Genomic DNA, 19,136 nt, shown 5'->3' with positions numbered 1-19,136 from the left:
ATGGACGGAACCCCGATGGCCCCCTTGGCGGGGGTCGTCGTACGCGCGATCGGCGACACGACACCGGTGCGGGTCGCCCTCGATCGGCTGAGGGCGGCCGGATGCGACGTCGTCCGCGGCGAGGGTCCTCCCCCCGTCGCGGCGCCGGCCGGTCGGATCGAACTGCTCGCCACACCCGAGGGGGGACCCGCCGAGGGCGGCTGCGACCTGACGTGGGCCCCGCCGGGGAGCACGGTGGCGCCGGAGGACGAACAGGACGTCCAGGCCCTGTGCGGCCTGGCCCACCTGCACGGCCGCTCTCTGGGCGGGGCGCGTCCGCTCCCGATCGACTACGCGTCGGTGTGCGCGGGGGTGCTGGCCTCCCAGGCGGTGATGGCCGCGGTGTCGGCGGGTCCGGCGGGGACACGGTCGACGGTCTCGGTGGCCGGCGCCGCGCTATCGGCGGCCGCGCCCTACATCGCCGAGGCCGCCGCCTCGGAGGGAGGCCCGTCGACGGTCGTCGACGGGACCCGTCCGCCCTTCCGCTCCCTCGACGGGGTCGTCTTCGAGATCGAGACCCTGGACCCCGAGGCGTGGCTGCGGTTCTGGACCGCCCTGGGGGCGCCCACGGCCGCGATCGCCTCGGGGTGGCCGCTCTTCCAGCGGCGTTTCGCCACGGCGGTGTGCCCGCTGCCGGACGAACTCTCCGGGATCCTCGCCTCGACACGGTTCGACCGCACGCGCGCGGTGGGTCTGGACACCGGGGTGGGGGTCGTGGCGCTGCGTCCGCCGGAGTCGGTCCCCGACGCCCGGCCGGTCTCGCCGTGGCGGCTGCGAGGGGTCGGCGGCCCCGCCGACCTCCGGTCACGATGGGCCCCTCGGGAGGGGGCGCCCCTGGCCGGGCTGCGGGTCGTGGAGGCCACCAACCGGATCCAGGGGCCGCTCGCCGGGCTGCTGCTGTCGTTCCTGGGGGCCGACGTGGTGCGGATGGAGCCGCCCGGCGGGGACCCCATGCGCGGTGTACCGCCCCTGGCCGGCGGTGTCTCGGCCCGCTTCACCGCCCTGAACCGGGGCAAGGACGCGGTGGAGATCGACCTGGCCTCGTGGGAGGGGCGAGAGAGCGCGACCGCGCTGGTGGCCGAGGCCGACGTCCTGCTCTACAACTGGCCTCCGGGGCGCGCCGAACGTTTCGGCCTGGGCATGGAGGATCTGGCCGAGAGGGCCCCCGGCCTGGTGCACGCGCACGTCGACGGGTGGGTGGACGAGGGTCCCGAGGACCCGGTGCCGGCCACCGACTTCCCCGTCCAGGCCCATGGAGGGATCGCCCACCTGCTCGCGGAGGGCGGGCGACCCGCCCCGTCCCTGCTCACCCTCACCGACGTCCTCGGCGGGATCATCGCGGCCGAGGCGGTGACGGCGGCCCTGGCGCTGCGCCCCCGCCTGGGCACCGGGGTCGGCGCCCGGACCGGTCTGGTCGACGCGGCCCGGCTCCTGCGCGAGGTCGGCCGCGCCACCGGCCGCGAGGAGTCCTCCGTGCTCGTCCCGGTCGAGGATCCGCGCTGCGTGGTCGACCTCTTCCCGGACTCCTTCACGACGATCGACGGGGTGCCCCACCCCCGATCGCCCTGGACGTCCACCCCGATGGAGGTGGGGCGACGATGACCTCCTGGACCTCCGCGGCGGGGCTCGTCCTGACCGACCTCGTACCGGCCGCCCTGCGCGCCCGGTGGGTGGAGCGGGGATGGTGCCCCGACCAGGACCTGTACACGCTCTTCCTGGAGAGGGTCCGCTCCCATCCCTCGCGGGACGCGGTCGTCGACGACCAGGGCACCCTCGACTACGCCGCCCTGGACGAGCGGGCGCGCCGGACCGCCGCGCTCCTGGCCGGACACGGTGTGCGCGAACGCGACGTGGTCGCGGTCCTGCTCCCCGACGGGCGGGACACCGTCGCCCTCGACCTGGCCATCGCCGCTCTGGGCGCCGTCGCGCTGCCCGTCCCGCCCGGCCGCTCCGACGCCGACGTGCTCGGCCTGGTGGAGCGGGCGCGTGCCGCGCTCCTGGTCACCGAGGCCTCCCGTGTCGAGAGGATCGAAAGGTCGGGGGCGCCCGCGCCGGTCCTGGCGATCGACGGTCCGGGCGCCCGGCGGCCGAGGCCGTACGTACCCGAGCGGCGTCGACCCGATCCGGAGTCGCCGGCCCGTGTCCTCCTCTCCTCGGGGTCGGAGGGGGAGCCGACCATGGTCGCCTACTCCCACAACGCGATGGCCGGAGGCCGCGGCAACTACGTGGGCGCCCTGCACGAGGGCGGGGGACCCCCGCGCGTGCTGCTCCTGGTCTCCTCGGCCTCCTCCTTCGGATCCCTGGGCATCGTCGCCCTGATCCGGCACGGGGCCACCCTGGTGACCACGCGCCGCTTCGACCCGGGCGCGGCGTTGGAGGCGATCGAACGGCACCGTCCCACCCTGCTGGTGGGGGTGCCCACCATGCTGCGGCGGATGGCGTTGCACGACCGCGAGGTCGACACCTCGTCGCTGACGACCGTCGTCGCCAGCGGGGCGCCGCTGCACCGTGAGGTGTACGACCTGTGCGTCCGTCGTTTCCGGCGGCCGGTCGTCAACGTCTACGGCTCCACCGACGGGGTCAACTGCCACACCGCGCGGGACACCGGGGAGTGGGGGCCCGGCCGCGCCGGCCGCCCCGACCCGGCGGTGGCCGAGATCAGCGTGCGCGACCCCGAGGGGCGGCCCCTGCCCCCGGGCGAGACCGGCGAGATCTGGGCACTGGGCCCGATGACACCGCTGTGTCACGTGGCCGCGCCCGAACTGGATCGGGAACGCCGACCGGCGGGCGGCTGGGTGCGCACCGGAGACCTCGGACGCCTGGGCGGCGACGGCGTCCTGTGGGTGATCGACCGGCTGCGTCGGACGGTGATCCGGGGCGGGGTCACCCTCTACCCCGCGCGGGTCGAGCACGCCCTGTCCGCGCATCCGGGCGTGGACGAGGTGCACTGCGTCCCGGTGCCCGACCCCGACCTGGGAGAACGCATGTGCGCCTGTGTCCGGCCCACGCCGGGGAGGACCACCCCCTCGGGGGAGGAACTGCTCACCCACCTGCGCGATCGGCACGGCATGGACACCCGGGCCCTGCCCGAACACGTCCTGTTCCTCCCCTCCCTGCCGCTCGGCCCGACCGGGAAGGTGTGCGCCGGCACCCTGACCCGGATGGCGACCGAAGCGGTCCGAGCCCGAACGACCGTCCTGTCAGGAGATCCACGATGACCGACACCGCCACCGAACCCGGCTACCTCTTCGACAACCACAGCGAGCACGCCCACGACCAGCACAGCTTCCTGGCCGCGGCCTACGACCCGCTGACCACCCGCAGGTTGGAGGAGACCGGCGTCGGCCCGGGGTGGAACTGCCTGGAGGTGGGGGCCGGGGGCGGCTCCGTGGCCCACTGGCTGGCGCGGCGGGTGGCGCCCGGCGGGCGGGTGCTCGCCACCGACATCAAGCCCGAGCGGATCGACCCCGTCGAAGGGCTGGAGGTGATCCGGCACGACGTCACCCGCGACCCGCTGCCGGAGGCCTCCTTCGACCTGATCCACTCCCGGCTGGTCCTGCTGCACCTGCCCGAACGCGAGCGGGTACTGGAGCGTCTGGTGCGCGCCCTCAAGCCGGGCGGGGTGCTCCAGTTGGACGAGTTCGACATCACCTACGGGCCGTCCCTGCTCATGCCGGACGCCGAGGCTCGCGAGGTGTACGAGGGGTTCCTGGACGCCAAGATCAGGATGATGGAACGGGCCGGCGCGGATCCGGCCTGGGGGAGTCGTGCGCCCGAGGCGATGCGCCGGGCCGGTCTGGTGGACATCGACCCGCGACCGCACGTGGAGCGGTGGAGTTCGGAGTCTCCGGGCGTCCACCTGATCTCCCACCACACGCGCCACCTGCGGGAGGCGTTCCTGCGTGAGGGGATGACGGACGAGGGCCTGGCGCGGGTGCGCGAGCTGCTCGCCGACCCCTCGTTCCGGTCCTGCTCCTGCCTGATCTACTCGATCCAGGGCCGTCGACCCGAGTGAGGGCCGTGAGGGATCGTGGTCGCGCCCCGGGGTCCGCTCGGGGCGCGGCCGTCGCCGTTCAGCGCAGGGGCGGGGTCATGCCGGTGGCGATCCCGAGCCGGTTGTAGAGGTTGATCAGCCCGATGGCGGTGATGAGGGCGACCACCTCCCGGTCGGGGAAGTGGGCGGCCACCGCGGCGTAGACGTGGTCGGGGACCCCGCGTTCACCGATCGCGGTCACGGTGTCCACCAGCTCCAGGACGGCGCGCTCGGCCTCGGTGAAGTGGTCGCCGGCCTCGCGCCAGGTCGCCACGAGGGCGAGCCGTCGCGTGTCGACCCCGGCGGCGAGGGCCTCGTGCGAGTGCATGTCGAGGCAGAAGGCACAGCCGTTCAGGACCGAGGCGCGGAGCTTGACCAGCAGGTGGGTCCTCGCGTCGAGGACCCCGTCCAGGATCCCGCTCAGGTCGGCCAGTTCGGCGTAGGCCTCGGGAAGGTGTTCTCCCACCTGTGCGCGAGCGCTGCCCATGGGTCGGTCCTCTCTCGACTCGTCCTTGAGGGTCCGTCGACGGTGTGACGGCCTCCGAGAGCACGAAAGCTACCAGGGGTGAGTCGCCCATAACGTTGAGTTTTCGGTTTTCCTGCTTTTGCGCCTGGATCGCCTTATATAGGCCGAATGCCTTGTCAGTGGAGGGCGGTCACAGCAGGATGGGCGTGTTCGACGCCCCGTGGTCGGGGCGTACCGGCGAGTAGGGGGAGCGACCTTTGAGTCCCATCACGTCCAGCACCGTCGACGGCGTCCTGCACCGCAGCGCGACGCGCACTCCGGAGCGCACCGCGCTGATCTTCGAGGGGCGCTCCTGGACCTACGCCGAACTGGACGACGCGGTCACCCGGGCCGCCGCACGCCTGCTCTCCCTGGGCGCGACCAAGGGCGACCGGATCGCCGCCTACGGCCGCAACTCCGACGCCTACCTCATCGGCTACCTGGCCTGCGCCCGCGCCGGACTGGTGCACGTGCCCGTCAACTTCGCCCTCCAGGGCGAGGAACTGGCCTACCTGCTCGAACAGTCCGGAAGCACCATGGTGCTGGTCGACCCCGCCCTGAGGTCGGCGGTCGACGCCCTGCGCTCGCGCACCGGCGTGGAGCAGGTGCTGGAACTGCGCGAGGGCCCCGGGTCGCTCCTGGCCCAGGTGCTGGAGGGGCCCGTCCCCGAACTGGACGTGGAGGTCGCCGACACCGACCTGGTCCAGTTGCTCTACACCTCCGGGACCACCTCCCGGCCCAAGGGCGCCATGATGACGCACCGCGCCCTGGTCCACGAGTATCTGTCGTGCCTGGCCGCCCTGGACCTGAAGGCCGACGACCACCCGCTCCACGCGATGCCGCTCTACCACTCGGCCCAGATGCACGTCTTCCTCATGCCGTGGCTGGCGGTGGGCGCCACCAACACCCTGGTGGAGACCCCCGACCCCGCCGACGTACTGCGCCGGATCGAGGCCGACCGGCACGGGGCGTTCTTCGCCGCCCCCACCCTGTGGGTCGCCATGGCCGGCCGACCCGAGTTCGACGACCGCGACCTGACCAGCCTGCGCAAGGCCTACTACGGGGCCTCGATCATGCCCGGCCCGGTCCTGGAGCGCCTCCGGACCGCCCTGCCCGAACTGGGGTTCTACAACTGCTTCGGCCAGAGCGAGATCGGACCGCTGGCCACCGTGCTGCGCCCCGAGGAGCACGCCGACCGGCCCTCCTCGGCCGGACGCTCCGTCCTGTTCGTGGAGATGCGCGTGGTGGACGACCAGGGACGCGAGGTCGCCCCCGGCGAGTCGGGCGAGGTGGTCTACCGCTCCCCGCAGCTGTGCGAGGGCTACTGGGACAAGCCCGAGGAGACCGCCGAGGCCTTCAGGGACGGCTGGTTCCACTCCGGTGACCTGGTGCGCGCCGACGCCGAGGGCTACATCGAGGTGGTCGACCGGATCAAGGACGCCATCAACACCGGCGGCGTGCTGGTGGCCTCCCGCGAGATCGAGGACGTGCTCTTCGCCCACCCCGACGTGGCCGAGGCCGCCGTGGTCGGGATGCCCGACGCCAAGTGGATCGAGGCGGTGACGGCGTTCGTGATCCCCACCGCCGAGGCCGACGCCGACACGCTCCCCGACCGGCTGGTCGCGCACGTCAAGGAGCGTCTGGCCCCGTTCAAGGTGCCCAAGGAGGTGCGCCTGGTGACGGAGCTGCCCCGCAACGCCTCGGGCAAGATCCTCAAGCGCGAACTCCGCGAACGGGACGCCTGAGCCGCTCCGCCGGTGCCCTCCCGCGAGGGCGCCGGCCGTCCCGCCGTCGATAGCACCCCGACACGGTGGCGGGGTGCTTGCGCGGGCGCGGGGCGCCCCGCAACCTGGGGCGATGAGCAGCGAGGACAGTACGAAGGCCGTGGTCATGGCGTTGGCGGCCAACCTCGGGATCGCCGTGACCAAGTTCGTCGCCTACCTCCTGACCGCCTCGTCGGCCATGCTCGCCGAGGCGGTGCACTCGGTGGCCGACTCCGGCAACCAGCTCCTGCTCCTGTTCGGTGGGCGCCGGTCGCGACGCACGGCCACCCCGGAGCACCCCTTCGGCTACGGCCACGAACGCTACTTCTACGCCTTCCTGGTGGCGATCGTGCTGTTCACCCTCGGCGGACTGTTCGCCCTGTACGAGGCGTGGGAGAAGATCCGCGACCCCCACCCGATCACCTCCTGGCAGTGGGTCCCCGTCGCGGTGCTGCTGGTGGCCGTCGTCATGGAGGCGACGGCGCTGCGCACCGCGCTGCGCCAGTCCAGGACGGCGCGCTCCCGCGTGGGCTGGTTCGGGTTCATCCGTCGGAGCAAGGCCCCGGAACTGCCGGTGATCCTGCTGGAGGACACCGGCGCCCTCATCGGCCTGGCCTTCGCCCTGATCGGCGTGAGCATGACCCTGATCACCGGAAACGGCGTCTGGGACGGCCTGGGCTCGGGGGCCATCGGCCTGCTGCTCGTGGTGTTCGCGGTGGTCCTGGCCGTGGAGATGAAGAGCCTGCTCATCGGGGAGTCGGCCACCGAGGAGAACATCCGTCTCATCCGCGCGGCCATCCTGGACTGCGCGGACATCGACGCGATCATCCACATGCGCACGATGCACCTGGGCCCCGACGAGCTGCTGGTCGCGGTCAAGGTGGCCGTGGACGCCGAGGACGACGCCCGCCGGGTCACCGCCGCCATCGACGAGGCGGAACGACGTATCCGCGCGGCGGTGCCCATCGCCGAGGTCATCTACATCGAGCCCGACCTGCTCCGCCCCCGGCCCGCGAACTGAGTCGTTCACGATTCGCCCCGAACGCCCATCGTGACCGTGTTACAACGGAGGGTGCGCGGGGCGCGCGTCCGCGTGCGGGCCCCGAGAACATGAAGGAGGACGATGGTGGACGTGATCGGGGCGGGTTTCCCGCGTACGGGGACGACGTCGATGAAGGCGGCGCTGGAACGGCTCGGCCTCGGCCCCTGCCACCACATGTCCGAGGTGCTCGAATCCTCCTCCCTCGCCGACCGCTGGGCCGCGATCGCGGGTACGCCCGCCGGCGAGGTGGACTGGGTCCGTCTGATGGAGGGATGGCGCTCGGGGGTGGACTGGCCCCTGTCGTTCTTCTGGCGGGAGCTGGCCGACGCCTTCCCCGACGCGAGGATCCTGCTCACCGTCCGTGATCCGTACCGGTGGTACGCGAGCATGCACGCGACCATCTTCGAGGCGATCCGGGAGAGCGTGCGCGCCCCCGACGATCAGCTGCTCCCCGAGGAACTGACCACGATCCTGCCCCTGCTGGACCGCATGTGGAACGCGCACTTCGGGGTGGGCCCCGGCGAGGTGCCGGACGAGGCGACCGCGGTGGCGGCCTTCGAACGGCACACGGCCCGGGTGAGGGCCGAGGTTCCCGCCGACCGGCTGCTGGTGTACCGGGTGGGGCAGGGGTGGGAGCCCCTGTGCGCGTTCCTGGGCGTGGACGTCCCGGACGAGCCCTTCCCCCGCCTCAACGACACCGAGGCGATGCTCGCCAAGCAGGAGGAGTGGCGGCGCGACGCCTCCATCGGCCGACCGTAGCCGCCCGACGAACGCGGAACGGCCCAGGACCCCCAGGACCGTGTACCCACGGTCCTCCCGCCGAACGCGCCTCCGGTCCTCCACTGGACGCCTGTCCTGCGGGGCCTTCGTCGGCGGGTGGGCGCATGTGGGCCGGGCCCACGGGTAGTCGTGATGAAGAGGGACGATCCTGGACGGAGCCCGAAGGGCGGGGCCCGTTCTCCGTCGGAAGGGGGCCGACGTGGACGAAGAGGAGGAACGCGGGTCGCGGGCGCCTCCCGTGGTCGCGCCTCCGCTGCCCGGCCCCGCTCTGGTGCGGCAAGGGTGGTCGGGGGTGGTGTTCCTGCACTGGCCGGTCGAGCCCGAGCGGGTGGCGCACCTGTTCCCCGCGGGGACTCGCCCCGACCTGTTCGACGGCACGACCTACGTGGGGCTCGTGGCCTTCCACATCCCCTTCACCCGAGTCCTGGGGCCGAGCCCGATCGGCGCGTTCGACGAGGTGAACGTGCGCCTGTACTCCGTCGACGGGCGGGGACGTCGCGGCGTGGTCTTCCTGAGCATGGACGCCGACTCCCTCCCCGCCGTACTGGCCACCAGAGCCGTGCCGGGGTCGCCCTATATGTGGTCCGACATCGCCCTGCGACAACGCGGCTTCGGGCGGTGCGCGGGGACCGTCGTGCGTCGTCGGCCTCAACGGGGGGCGTGGGGGCGCTGGAGTCTGCGGGTGGAGGAGCCTCGGGCCGATCCGACCCCGCTGGAGCACTTCCTCACCGCGCGCTGGGGACTGCACACTCCGTGGGCGGGGGCCACCCGGTGGGTCCGTGTCTCCCACGAGCCCTGGGGGCTCCACCGCGCGACGGACGTCTCCTATGAGGGCGACCTTCTGACCAGGGCCGGGGTCGTAGCGCAGCCCGGGGCTCCGATCTCGGTGCTGTGGTCGCCCGGCGTGGTGGCGGAGGTGACACCGACGCTTCCGCCCGCGTAGCGGAACGGGACGGTGATGGGCCGGTCAAGGACGGGCCAGGTTCCCGGCGTGAGCGCCGTCGGGACGACTGCCGCGCGCGGTTCGGGGGTAGCCGAGCAGACATGAGACTCGGTGAACGGATCCGCGCGATCGAAGACGACGAAAGGCTCGACCCGGCGGTCTCCCGACTGAAGGCGATCGCCGAACGGCTCCCCGAGGGCCCGGTGCGGGACTTCCTGTACGGGGTCTGGACGGGGCATCCGTTGCACCCGATCATGGTGCACCTGCCCTTGGGCTCGTGGGTCGGCGCGGTCGTGCTCGACACCCTGCCCGGAGACCATCGGCGCAGCGCCGCGGCGCTGGTCGACCTCGGACTGCTCGGTGTCCTGCCCACGGCGGTCAGCGGCCTGGCGGACTGGTCCCGTCAGCACGAACGACAGCAGCGGGTCGGGGTGGTGCACGCGTCGATCAACGGGGTGGGCACCGTGCTGTTCGGCGCCTCCTGCGCGGCCAGACGAACGGGACGTCACGGCTGGGGGAGGGCCTTCGCCCTGGCGGGGCTGGGCGCGGTCGGTCTGGGCGGCGCGCTCGGCGGTCACATCGCCTACTACCGGGCGGGCGGGGCCAACAGCGCCGACGCGCTGATCGACCTGACGCCCGACGGGTGGCACGACCTCGGCGCTCTGGAGGACTTCCCCGAGGAGGGGCTCGGTCAGGGCGACATCGAAGGGGTGCCCGTCGTGGTGACGCGTACGGGCGGCTCGGTGTTCGCGGCGTTGGGCGCCTGCCCGCACATGGGCGCCCCCCTGGCCGAGGGGGAGCTGGTGGACGGGTGCGTGCGCTGTCCCTGGCACGGGAGCGAGTTCCGCGTGGACGGCGGGACCGTCGTCCACGGTCCGGCGACCGCCGCCCTGGAGACGTTCGAGACCTCCGTCGTGGACGGACGGTTGATGGTGCGTCTGCTCCGCCCGGGAGGCTGACCCGGTACCGGCGGCCGGCCCGGGGCGCGCCCCGGGCCGGCCGATCGCGTCCTTCACTCGTGGTCGGCCGGGGCGCGCATGGCCTCGGAGATCCACTCGTAGGGCATCGTGTCCTCCTCCGGCCCGGTCCCGTTGATGATCGCGACCAGGGACAGGTACCGGCCGTGGGTGTCGTCGTGGACGGGGTCCTCGGAGGCGGCGTCCTCCTCGGCCATCTCGCGTTCGAGTTCGGGGATCAGCCGGTATCCCTCGGACATCCGGTCGCGGAGTTCGTCGGTGAGCGGGGTGTCGGACAGGCCCACGGCCGCCTCCATGAAGCGGACCACGACCTCCTGCGCGCGAGGGGACCGCGGAGACTCACCGGCGCGGTGCACCGCGAGGAGCTCCTTGATGAGCGCGGTGCCGCTCCCGTAGATGAACTCCTGGAACGGCGCGCTCGCGATGCTCCGACCCGGATCCGTCGAGTAGGTGTCGCGCAGGTAGACCCGGACCGCGTCGCGAAAGGCCGGATCCCGCACCAGGTCGGCCAGTTCGATCCACGCCTCCAGCTGGGCGGCGGTGGGGTCGGCGGGAAGGACCGGGCGCATCTCGCGCAGCCGGTCGACGAAGCCGTCGGGAACGTCGAGATCCGCGCCGACGTCGTTCCAGAACTCGTCGACGACCCGTTCGCGTTCCTCGTCGGTCATCGACACGAGTCGGTGCATCAGGGCGACCCGCTCGGCCGTGGCGCCCTGCCTGATCAGGGTCCGCAGCACCGCCCTCCGGGCCCGAAGGGTGCGCTCCCGGCGTTCCACGACCTCCAGGTGGGTGGTGAGCAGGTCGTGCAGGGTCGTACCGCCTTCCAGCAGGCGGCGGATCTCGCCCAGGTCGGTGTCCAGTTCGCGCAGGGTGCGGACCAGTTCCAGGCGGGCGATGGCGTCGATGTCGTACAGGCGGTGGCCGGCCTCGGACAGACACGTGGGCTCGACGATTCCGGCGTCGGCGTAGAAGCGGACGGCGCTGACGCTCAGTCCGCTGCGGCGCGCGGCGTCTCCGATGGGGTAGGGCTCGTGGTGATCCATGGGGACACTGTGGCGCCTCAAGCCACTTGAGACGCAAGCCCTCCGTGTCCTTCCCGCCGTCCCCGTCTTCGAGACCCGCTCAGGTCCGGTCGGGAGGGGGATCGTGGAGCGGCAGGGTACGGGACGAACCCGGGGGGACCTCGATCTCGCTCCCCTGGATCCGGACCCGGAGCGCGGCCCCCTCCGCGTGCGGCAGGGTGACGCGCACGTGGTCGTGCGTCACCTCCACGCACACCTTCCAGTGGCCGGGAAGACGCAGGTCGTAGGAGAAGGCGCTCTGCTCCTCCGGTACCACCGGGTCCAGGTTCAGGACGTCGTCGTAGGTGGACAGGCCGCCGTAGCACCGGGTGAGGAGGTCGAGGGCGCCCGCCATGGCGCCCAGGTGGATCCCCTCGGCGGTGGTACCGCCCTGGACGTCCTCGGCGTCCGCCTTCAGGGCCTCGCGGAAGAACTCCCACGACGCCTTCCGGTCGATCCGCGCCAGGACCCGGGCGTGCACCACCGCGCTGAGGGTGGACCCGTGCGCGGTGCGCGCCAGATAGTACTCCACGGTGCGGGGGACGAGATCGGGATCGACGGTGAGGCCGAGCCTTCGGAGGACGTCGGCGACCTCTTCGGGCGAGAGGAGGAAGAACAGCATGAGGACGTCGGCCTGCTTGGCGGCCTTGTACCGGTTGACGCTGTCGCCCTCGGCCTGGAGGATCCGGTCCAGACGGCGGGCCCCGCGGCGGGTCTCCCAGTCGAGTTCCGCGAGTCTCTCGTAGCCGGCGAACTGGGAGATCACCCCCTCGTGGAAGGGGACGCGCAGCTTACGGGAGACGGTCTCGAACCGTTCGATCTCGTCCGAGCCCAGTCCGATGGCCTCCTGGAGCCCTCTACGCCGTGGTCCGGGCAGCGCGCGCAGGACGTCCAGGGCGCGCGCGAGCACCCACGCGGTCATGACGTTGGTGTAGGCGTTGTCGTCCAGCCCGGGGGAGTCCTCTCCCGGGTAGGCGTCGTGGTACTCGTCGGGCCCCATGACGCCGTGGATCCCGTAGCGGTCCGAGGCCCGGTCGTGCACGGCCATGTCGGAGAAGGCCCGGGCGATCTCGAGGAGGAGCTCGGCCCCGAAATCGCACAGGAACGCGAGGTCACGGGTGGTCCGATAGTGCCGCCAGACGTTGTGGGCGATCGCCAGACCCACGTGACGTTGGAGGTGGGAGTGGTCGGGGAGCCACTCCCCGGATCGAGGGTTCAGGTGTGTGCTCTGGGACTCCTCACGGCCGTCGCTCGCGCTCTGCCAGGGGAAGAGCGCGCCTCGGAGCCCGGCGGCGCGAGCGGCCGAACGGGCCCGGGGCAGCCGCCGCCACCGGTAGCGCAGGAGGCCGCGGGAGACCTCGGGCAGACGGGCGTCGAGGAACGGCAGGACGAACAACTCGTCCCAGAACACGTGCCCTCGGTAGGCCTCACCGTGCAGTCCCCGGGCGGGGACCCCCACGTCGAGGTCGGCGGTGTGCGGGGACAACGTCTGTAGGAGATGGAAGAGGCACAGGTCGAGGAGGCGCTGCTCCTCCTCGTCCGCCACCCTCACGGCGCAGGCGTCCCACAGACGACGCCAGGCCCGGGTGTGCCGGGACAGGAGTTCGTCGAGACCACCGCAGGCGTCCAGGGCGTCGCGGGCGGCCCCGAGGGCGTCGCCGATGGCCCGGTCGCGTGAGGTGTACAGGGCCACGGTCTTCTCCACGACGCTCCGCTCACCGCGCCCCAGCTCCAGGGTGAGGTCGGTGGCCACGTGGTCCTCCCCCATGGGGGACCTGACCGACGAGGGTCCGGGGCCCGAGGCGACCCGGGTCCGGGAGGCCAGGACGATCTCGACGCCCGAGGTGAGGGTACGAGAGCGCAGCCAGGTGACACCGGAGATGTCGGCGCCGACCCCGGCCGGGCGCAGGTGACGTCCGTTCAGATCGCGGTAGCGGGGCACACCGGCGTTGGCGACCCCGCCGTCCAGCGCCGAGCGGACGATCACGGTCCCGCTCCAGTTCTCGGGGGTCAGGGCGGTCTCCAGGACGGCCAGATGGGGGTCGTCCATCGACACCAGGCGACGTTGGGTCACCCGGGTCCTCCTGCCCTCGTCCACCACGTGGAAGGTCCGGGTCAGCACGCCGTCGCCCATGTCCAGCTCCACGCGCTCGGGTGGATCGGGGGCGGGGGCCTCGAACCAGTGCCCGTCCTCGTGGCGGAAGGTCAAGGGCGTCCAGTCGGGGACGTTGACCAGGTCCTCGTTCTCCACCCGGTGTCCCTCCACCAGGGAGGCGAGGCGGTCGTAGCAGCCGGCGACGTAGGTCCCCGGATAGTGGATCCCGTCGGCGCGGGCCTCGGGAGGGGCGCCGCGGGTGGCGAAGTAGCCGTTGCCCAGGGTGCACAGGGTCTCGCGAACGCCGATGGGGGTCGGGTCCGTCGTCTCGTACACCAGCGTCCGGCGACTCATACGATCGCCTCTCCGAGCACCGGAGCTCCGTCTCCCATGGAAGCCTCCACCAGACCCTTCCGTCCTCCTCCGGGCCTGCCCGGGACGGGTCCGTTCCGTACCGGGACTCCGGGCCCTCCGGCGGGGACCTTCGGTCCGGGCGCGCGGTCCGGGACGGCCCTCGGATGGAGCGTGCCGCTCCCCGACGACACCGCCTGAGGGAACCGGGACGCCGTGTCCCTCAGACGTCGGGGTGGTGGACCACCATGACGGGGATGTCGGAGTGGTACAGGACCCCGCGGGCCACCCCGCCCAAGGGCAAGGGGGAGAACCCCTGCGCGCCTCGTGCCCCGACCACGATCAGACGGACACGGGGCACCCCCGTGAGCAGGGCGCGCGCCGGCGGATCGCGGACGACCTCGTGGACGATGTCGGCGTTCGGGTGCCGCTTCAGTACCGGCCTCAGCGCCTTGTCCAGATCCGCCCGCCGCCACCTTCGCAGCTGCTCCTCCTCCGGGGAGCCGATCGGCACCATCGCCTCCGGAGCGGACCAGGCCCAGAGGGCGTGGACACGACCGCCGCTCGCCGCGGTGAACTCCAGGGCCGCCTCCACCGAGACCTCGGCCCCGGGCGAGCCGTCCACGCCCACCACGACGTCGCGCGCGTCCGTCTCCGTCGGCACGTTCGGCACCACGACCACCGGGACCCGGGAGTGGGCCGCCACCTGGTCGGCCACGGTGCCCAACCGGGTCCCGTGGAGGAGACCGGTACCGTACGAACCGATCACGACCAACGTCGCGGACTCGGAGCGGAGTATCAGCTCCCGCGCGGGCGAGGGCCCCTCGACCACCTCTCCGACGGCGTCGACCACCGGCGCGACCTCCGCCATGCGCGCGATCGTGGTGGTCACGGCCCGCTCCGCCTCGCGTTCGGCGAGGTCCTTGGGACGCACCAGCCGGCGGTGGAACGCGTTCGCGTCGTAGACGCCGACGACGGTGACCCCGACACCCCGATCCTCCGCTTCCAGAGCGGCCCACTCGGCCGCGGTCAAGGCCACCTTCGACCCGTCGGTCCCGACGAGGATGTGCTCGCTCATGGGAACCCCCTCGATCCACGCTCCCTTCACCTTCGAGTGTCGTCCCGAGGGAGGCGAGGCCGCCACGGCCCAACGTCCGGGAGGGGCGGGGACAAGGCCCCGACCGGCCGGGACGGTGGGGCCCTGGGAGGAGGACGCCCGAGGTGGTGGGATCGGTGTATGGAACCGACGATGGACGCCTGGGCGGTCACCCGCCCCGGGCCGATCGAGACCGGACCCCTGGAGCGGGTGGTCCGGCCGGTTCCCCGGCCGCGGGGACACGAAGTGGAGATCGAGGTCCTGGCCTGCGCGGTGTGCCGCACCGACCTGCACCTGGCCGAGGGGGACCTGGCGCCCCGCAGTCCGGGCACCGTGCCCGGCCATGAGGTGGTGGGCCGGGTCGTCTCCCAAGGCCCGGACGCGGAGCTGTACGCGCCGGGGGACCGGGTGGGCGTGGCCTGGCTCGCCTCCACCTGCGGGGTCTGCGCCTACTGTCGGCGCGGCGACGAGAACCTGTGCTCGTACTCCACCTACACCGGCTGGGACCGCGACGGCGGGTTCGCCCGCCGGCTGACCGCCGACGAACGCTACGTGCACCCGCTCCCCGAGACCCTGCCGGTGACGACGACGGCGCCGCTGCTGTGCGCCGGCGTCATCGGATACCGGGCCCTCCAACGCGCCGAACCACCGGAGCGGGGCGTGCTCGGCCTCTACAGGTTCGGCGCCTCGGCCCACCTGACCGCCCAGGTCGCACTCGCCCGAGGCGCGACCGTCCACGTGATGACACGTTCCCGCGAGGCGCGGGAACCGGCCCTGGAACTGGGCTGCCACTCGGCGACCGGGGCCTACGATCCGCCACCGGAGCCGCTCTCCTCCGCCATCCTCTTCGCGCCCGTCGGGGATCTGGTCCCCACGGCGCTCAGGGCCCTGGACCGCGGCGGGACGCTCGCGGTGGCGGGCATCCACCTGACCGACATCCCCTCCCTGGACTACCGGAGGGACCTCTTCCAGGAACGTTCTCTGCGCGGCGTGACGGCCAATACCCGAAAGAACGCGCGCGCGTTCCTCGACTTCGTCGCCGAACACCCGTTGACCGTGACGGTGACCCCGTATCCGTTCGACGCCGCGGACCGCGCCCTGGCCGATCTGGCGGCCGACAGGGTACGGGGCGCGGCCGTCCTGCTCCCCTGACCGATGGCGTCCGAGACGACCGGGGGAGTGGCCCGCGACCGGGTACGGGCGGCGGTCCTCGACACCGACGGGGTCGTCACCGACACGGCCTCCGTGCACGCGGCCGCCTGGAAGTACGCGTTCGACGACCTTTCGCGCCGGCTCTCCCGCACCGAGGGCGCCCGTTTCCGCCCCTTCGACCCGCGTGAGGACTACCTGCGCCATGTGGACGGACGGCCGCGTGAGGACGGCGTACGCGCGTTCCTCGCCTCACGAGGGATCCGCCTGCCGGAGGGACCGGTGCCGGGAGATCCGGAGGCGATGACGGTGGCGTGGATCGCCGACCGCAAGGACCGCCGTTTCCTGGACCTCGTGCGCCGAGACGGGGTGCGGGCCTTTCCCGGAACCGTGTCGTTCGTGCGCGCGCTGCGTTCGGCCGGGGCGCCGGTGGCCGTGGTCTCGGCGAGCCGGCACTGCGCCATGGTGCTGCGCGCCGCCGGTGTGGACGACCTCTTCGACGTCCGGGTGGACGGTCGGGACGCGGCCCGTCTCGGACTCCCCGGGAAACCCGACCCGGCGCTGTTCCTGGAGGCGGCCCGGCGCCTGGACAAGAACCCGACCGAGACCGCCGTGGTCGAGGACGCCCTGGTCGGGGTGGAGGCGGGAGGACGCGGAGGCTTCGGTCTGGTGATCGGGGTGGACCGCGTCGGTACCGGCGCGCGGATGCGCGAACGCGGGGCCCACGTCGTGGTGTCCGACCTGTCAGAACTCCTCCCCTGGCCGGGGGCGGCGGGCGCGGTCCCCTGACGTGGGCCCCGCGCCTCAACGTCGCTCGGCGCGTACCACCGCGACCGGACGAGGGGAGTGGGACAGGACGCTTCGGCTCACCGAGCCCAGCAGGGTACCGACCAGGCCCCCTCTGCCGCGGGAGCCCACCACCGTCAGATCGCACCCTTCGGCCAGGGAGCGCAGCACCCCGGCCGCGTCCCCCACCTCGACGATCTCCTCGACCCGTACGTCCGGCCGGAGCTCGCGTTCACCCGCGATCGACTCCGACAGCAGGCGGTGCGATTCGGCCACCGAGGCCGCCACCAGAGCGTCGTCGCCGGGAAGCTCGAACCCCTCGGAGACGGGGACGTCCCCCTCCGGCGTACCGAGGTCCTCTCGTGGGACCCCTCCGCTCGCCGACACCACGAGCAGATCGGCTCCCCGGGCCTCGGCCTCGGCGAACGCCCACTCGGCGGCGCTCCGGGCGCTCTCCGACCCGTCGACCCCGACCATGACGCGGCCGGTGCGAGGGGCCGGCCCGGCCTCGGGGACCACCACGACGGGGCAGGACGAGGAGGCCGTCAACGCCAGGGTGGTGGCCCCCGGCGCCATCTCGCCCGTCGCCGACATGCGACGTGCCCCCAGGACCAGCGCGCGGGCCGAACGACTCTCCCGAGAGAGGACCGGTTCGCGGTCCCCGGTGAGGCTCACCGCCTCCACCGGGAGATCCGGGGCGCGCTCCGACGCCCGACGACGGGCCTCCTCCACGACGCGGGGCCCGACCCCGTCCGGGGCCGGCCGGTGGGTCGGTGGGCCCGAGGCGTGGACGAGGCGCAGGTCGAGGCCTCGGCGCCGTGCCTCGTCGGCGGCCCAATCGAGGGCCCGATCGCTCGCGGGTGATCCGTCGACCGCGGCCACGACGGGTCCGCGGGTGTTTCCGATCATGGTCTCCCCCTCCCCGGGAGCGTGTCCGTCGTCCCTCCTTCGAGAGGCCGCCTCAGTCGGACCCTCCCCGTTCGGAACGGGCTCTGAGCCGGGCGGCGTGCGCCGCCGCCTGGGAGCGGCGCCGCATACCCAGCTTGGACAACACGCTGGAGACGTGGTTCTTCACCGTTTTCTCCGCGAGGAAGATCCGCTCGCCGATCTGCCGGTTGGTCAGCCCCTCTCCGATCAGCTCGAAGACGAGCCGCTCCTTGTCGGAGAACCCCGGCAGCGGGTCCTCGGTCTCGGAACCCTCGCGCAGCCGCCGCAGGATGCGCGCGGTGCTGTGCGGATCCAGTAACGACTCCCCGGACGCCACCGTGCGGATCGCGCCGACCAGGTCGGAGCCGTGGATCTGTTTGAGCACGTAGCCCGCCGCGCCCGCCATGACCGAGGCGTAGAGGGCCTCGTCGTCGGAGTAGGACGTCAACATCAGACAGACGGGTGCGTCGGGGTGGCTCTGTAACTCCCTACAGACCTCCACCCCGTTACCATCGGGGAGGCGGACGTCGAGCACCGCCACGTCGGGGCGTGCGGCCGGTATACGGCCGAGGGCCTCGGACGCGGTGGCCGCCTCGCCGACCACCTCGATGTCCTCCTCGTCCTGGAGCAGGGCCATGATCCCCTGTCGCACCACGTCGTGGTCGTCGAGCAGGAAGACACGGGTCGCCCCGTTCTCCTTCGACATCGGCCGTCATCCCCTCCCAGGACGAGAGCGCTCCGCGACGACCTCCGCCCCCGGAACGTCGCACGGTGTTCATACCCGGCGGGGCGCCGTCGGTATCCGTCACCGTTCGGGCGGACCGACCTCGCGCGCGTGGGGTACACGGCCGCTCACCTCACGGCCGCCGATCTCCTCGGGAACGACACGGACGAAGAGGTCGCGCTCCCCTCCGGCCCAGGGCCGGACCGGGGCATGGGCGCGGAGCTCCTCCTCCAGGGCCCGGTCGGTGACGGCCTCGGCCCTGCCCCGGACCAGGACGCTCCACCCCTGGCTCATCGCGTCATCGACCCGGTCGACCTCGAAGGCGATGTCCTGGGGGAGCCGCTCGCCGATCACCCCGTCATCCTTGGTCCGGAACACGATGGCCCCCTCGTGGAAGAGGTAGTTCACCGGAAGGATGACGGGCGCGGACTCCCCGGTCACCAGGCCGACCCGTCCCACACCACCCGGTTCGATCAGTTCCAGGCACCTGCGGGACGAGAGCACCGTCGTTCGGGGGAGGGGGACCTCCGTGGCCATCGCGCCCGGAGGCAGATCGGTGTCCGTCCCCAGCAGGTGGTCCTGGGTGGTGTTCAGCGCCTCGGCCAGACGGTACAGCGCCGGTCTGGTCATCCTGGGGGTGTGCTCCTCCAGGTAGGCCACGTAGCCGGGGTCCATGTCGGCCCGCTCCGCGACCTGCTCCCTCGTCAGGCCGAGTTCCCTTCGACGAGCGGCGGCCCGGTGCCCGAGGTCGCCCCCATCGGGGATCGCGGCTCCTTGATGTCCCATCGAGCGGCTCCTCGGTGACGGCGAGTGCTCACGGAATCCCTCCACCCTCACCCTTGCCGCTCCCCGTGACCGAGGATCG

General features: G+C 72.7%; 17 protein-coding genes. 10 read left to right on the top strand and 7 right to left on the bottom strand.

Annotated elements, in window-relative coordinates:
* The 3 genes from U9J66_RS04660 to U9J66_RS04650 are packed head-to-tail and all read left to right on the top strand — an operon-like array spanning position 1 to position 4,054.
* Positions 1 to 1,641: a CoA transferase gene (locus tag U9J66_RS04660; RefSeq protein WP_326337134.1), complete on the top strand. Its 1,641-nt coding sequence runs from the start codon at positions 1 to 3 to the stop codon at positions 1,639 to 1,641.
* Positions 1,638 to 3,257 (top strand): class I adenylate-forming enzyme family protein, encoded by a 1,620-nt coding sequence (locus tag U9J66_RS04655; RefSeq protein WP_326337133.1) that lies wholly within the window; start codon positions 1,638 to 1,640, stop codon positions 3,255 to 3,257. The genes U9J66_RS04660 and U9J66_RS04655 overlap by 4 nt, the downstream gene beginning before the upstream one ends.
* Complete coding sequence (locus U9J66_RS04650) at positions 3,254 to 4,054, top strand: class I SAM-dependent methyltransferase (protein ID WP_014909436.1); 801 nt, start codon at positions 3,254 to 3,256, stop codon at positions 4,052 to 4,054. The genes U9J66_RS04655 and U9J66_RS04650 overlap by 4 nt, the downstream gene beginning before the upstream one ends.
* A 58-nt stretch (positions 4,055 to 4,112) precedes the next feature.
* Here the strand turns inward: U9J66_RS04650 and U9J66_RS04645 are convergent, their stop codons facing one another.
* Positions 4,113 to 4,559: a carboxymuconolactone decarboxylase family protein gene (locus tag U9J66_RS04645; protein WP_017535984.1), complete on the bottom strand. Its 447-nt coding sequence runs from the start codon at positions 4,557 to 4,559 to the stop codon at positions 4,113 to 4,115.
* Between the two features lie 236 nt (positions 4,560 to 4,795).
* Here U9J66_RS04645 and U9J66_RS04640 point away from each other — a divergent pair, with 236 nt between their 5' ends.
* The 5 genes from U9J66_RS04640 (at position 4,796) to U9J66_RS04620 (ending at position 10,064) form a co-directional block, all read left to right on the top strand.
* Entirely contained in the window at positions 4,796 to 6,322 is a 1,527-nt protein-coding gene (locus U9J66_RS04640) for an acyl-CoA synthetase (protein WP_161111765.1), read from the top strand.
* A gap of 112 nt (positions 6,323 to 6,434) precedes the next feature.
* On the top strand, positions 6,435 to 7,361 hold the full coding sequence (locus U9J66_RS04635; RefSeq protein WP_041561942.1) for a cation diffusion facilitator family transporter: 927 nt from the start codon (positions 6,435 to 6,437) through the stop codon (positions 7,359 to 7,361).
* Between the two features lie 102 nt (positions 7,362 to 7,463).
* Positions 7,464 to 8,141, top strand: a complete 678-nt coding sequence (locus tag U9J66_RS04630) for a sulfotransferase family protein (RefSeq protein WP_202421726.1) — start codon at positions 7,464 to 7,466, stop codon at positions 8,139 to 8,141.
* Positions 8,142 to 8,361: 220 nt separating this feature from the next.
* The gene (locus tag U9J66_RS04625; protein ID WP_326337132.1) at positions 8,362 to 9,105 is read left to right on the top strand and encodes a DUF2071 domain-containing protein; all 744 of its coding nucleotides are present in this window, start codon (positions 8,362 to 8,364) and stop codon (positions 9,103 to 9,105) included.
* A gap of 101 nt (positions 9,106 to 9,206) precedes the next feature.
* Positions 9,207 to 10,064: a Rieske 2Fe-2S domain-containing protein gene (locus U9J66_RS04620; protein WP_041561944.1), complete on the top strand. Its 858-nt coding sequence runs from the start codon at positions 9,207 to 9,209 to the stop codon at positions 10,062 to 10,064.
* 53 nt (positions 10,065 to 10,117) lie between these two features.
* Here the strand turns inward: U9J66_RS04620 and U9J66_RS04615 are convergent, their stop codons facing one another.
* The 3 genes from U9J66_RS04615 to U9J66_RS04605 form a co-directional block, all read right to left on the bottom strand.
* A complete protein-coding gene (locus U9J66_RS04615) occupies positions 10,118 to 11,125 on the bottom strand; it encodes a MerR family transcriptional regulator (RefSeq protein ID WP_161111766.1) in 1,008 nt (335 codons plus the stop codon).
* A gap of 79 nt (positions 11,126 to 11,204) precedes the next feature.
* A complete protein-coding gene (locus U9J66_RS04610; protein WP_326337131.1) occupies positions 11,205 to 13,592 on the bottom strand; it encodes a glycoside hydrolase family 65 protein in 2,388 nt (795 codons plus the stop codon).
* A gap of 220 nt (positions 13,593 to 13,812) precedes the next feature.
* A complete protein-coding gene (locus tag U9J66_RS04605; protein ID WP_202421728.1) occupies positions 13,813 to 14,667 on the bottom strand; it encodes a universal stress protein in 855 nt (284 codons plus the stop codon).
* A gap of 159 nt (positions 14,668 to 14,826) precedes the next feature.
* Here U9J66_RS04605 and U9J66_RS04600 point away from each other — a divergent pair, with 159 nt between their 5' ends.
* A complete protein-coding gene (locus U9J66_RS04600) occupies positions 14,827 to 15,837 on the top strand; it encodes a zinc-binding alcohol dehydrogenase family protein (RefSeq protein WP_326337130.1) in 1,011 nt (336 codons plus the stop codon).
* Between the two features lie 3 nt (positions 15,838 to 15,840).
* On the top strand, positions 15,841 to 16,623 hold the full coding sequence (locus tag U9J66_RS04595) for an HAD family hydrolase (protein ID WP_161111770.1): 783 nt from the start codon (positions 15,841 to 15,843) through the stop codon (positions 16,621 to 16,623).
* Positions 16,624 to 16,638: 15 nt separating this feature from the next.
* Here the strand turns inward: U9J66_RS04595 and U9J66_RS04590 are convergent, their stop codons facing one another.
* The 3 genes from U9J66_RS04590 to U9J66_RS04580 all read right to left on the bottom strand — a co-directional run bounded on the left by U9J66_RS04590 (position 16,639) and on the right by U9J66_RS04580 (position 19,057).
* Complete coding sequence (locus U9J66_RS04590; RefSeq protein WP_161111771.1) at positions 16,639 to 17,529, bottom strand: universal stress protein; 891 nt, start codon at positions 17,527 to 17,529, stop codon at positions 16,639 to 16,641.
* Between the two features lie 52 nt (positions 17,530 to 17,581).
* Positions 17,582 to 18,253: a response regulator transcription factor gene (locus U9J66_RS04585; RefSeq protein WP_017535995.1), complete on the bottom strand. Its 672-nt coding sequence runs from the start codon at positions 18,251 to 18,253 to the stop codon at positions 17,582 to 17,584.
* A 99-nt stretch (positions 18,254 to 18,352) separates the two neighbouring features.
* A complete protein-coding gene (locus U9J66_RS04580; RefSeq protein WP_017535996.1) occupies positions 18,353 to 19,057 on the bottom strand; it encodes a helix-turn-helix domain-containing protein in 705 nt (234 codons plus the stop codon).
* Between the last annotated feature and the right edge of the window lie 79 nt (positions 19,058 to 19,136).

The organism is Nocardiopsis sp. LDBS1602 (assembly GCF_035818715.1).
Classification (GTDB): Bacteria; Actinomycetota; Actinomycetes; order Streptosporangiales; family Streptosporangiaceae; genus Nocardiopsis; species Nocardiopsis alba.
This window is presented reverse-complemented; position numbering and strand designations above follow the sequence as displayed.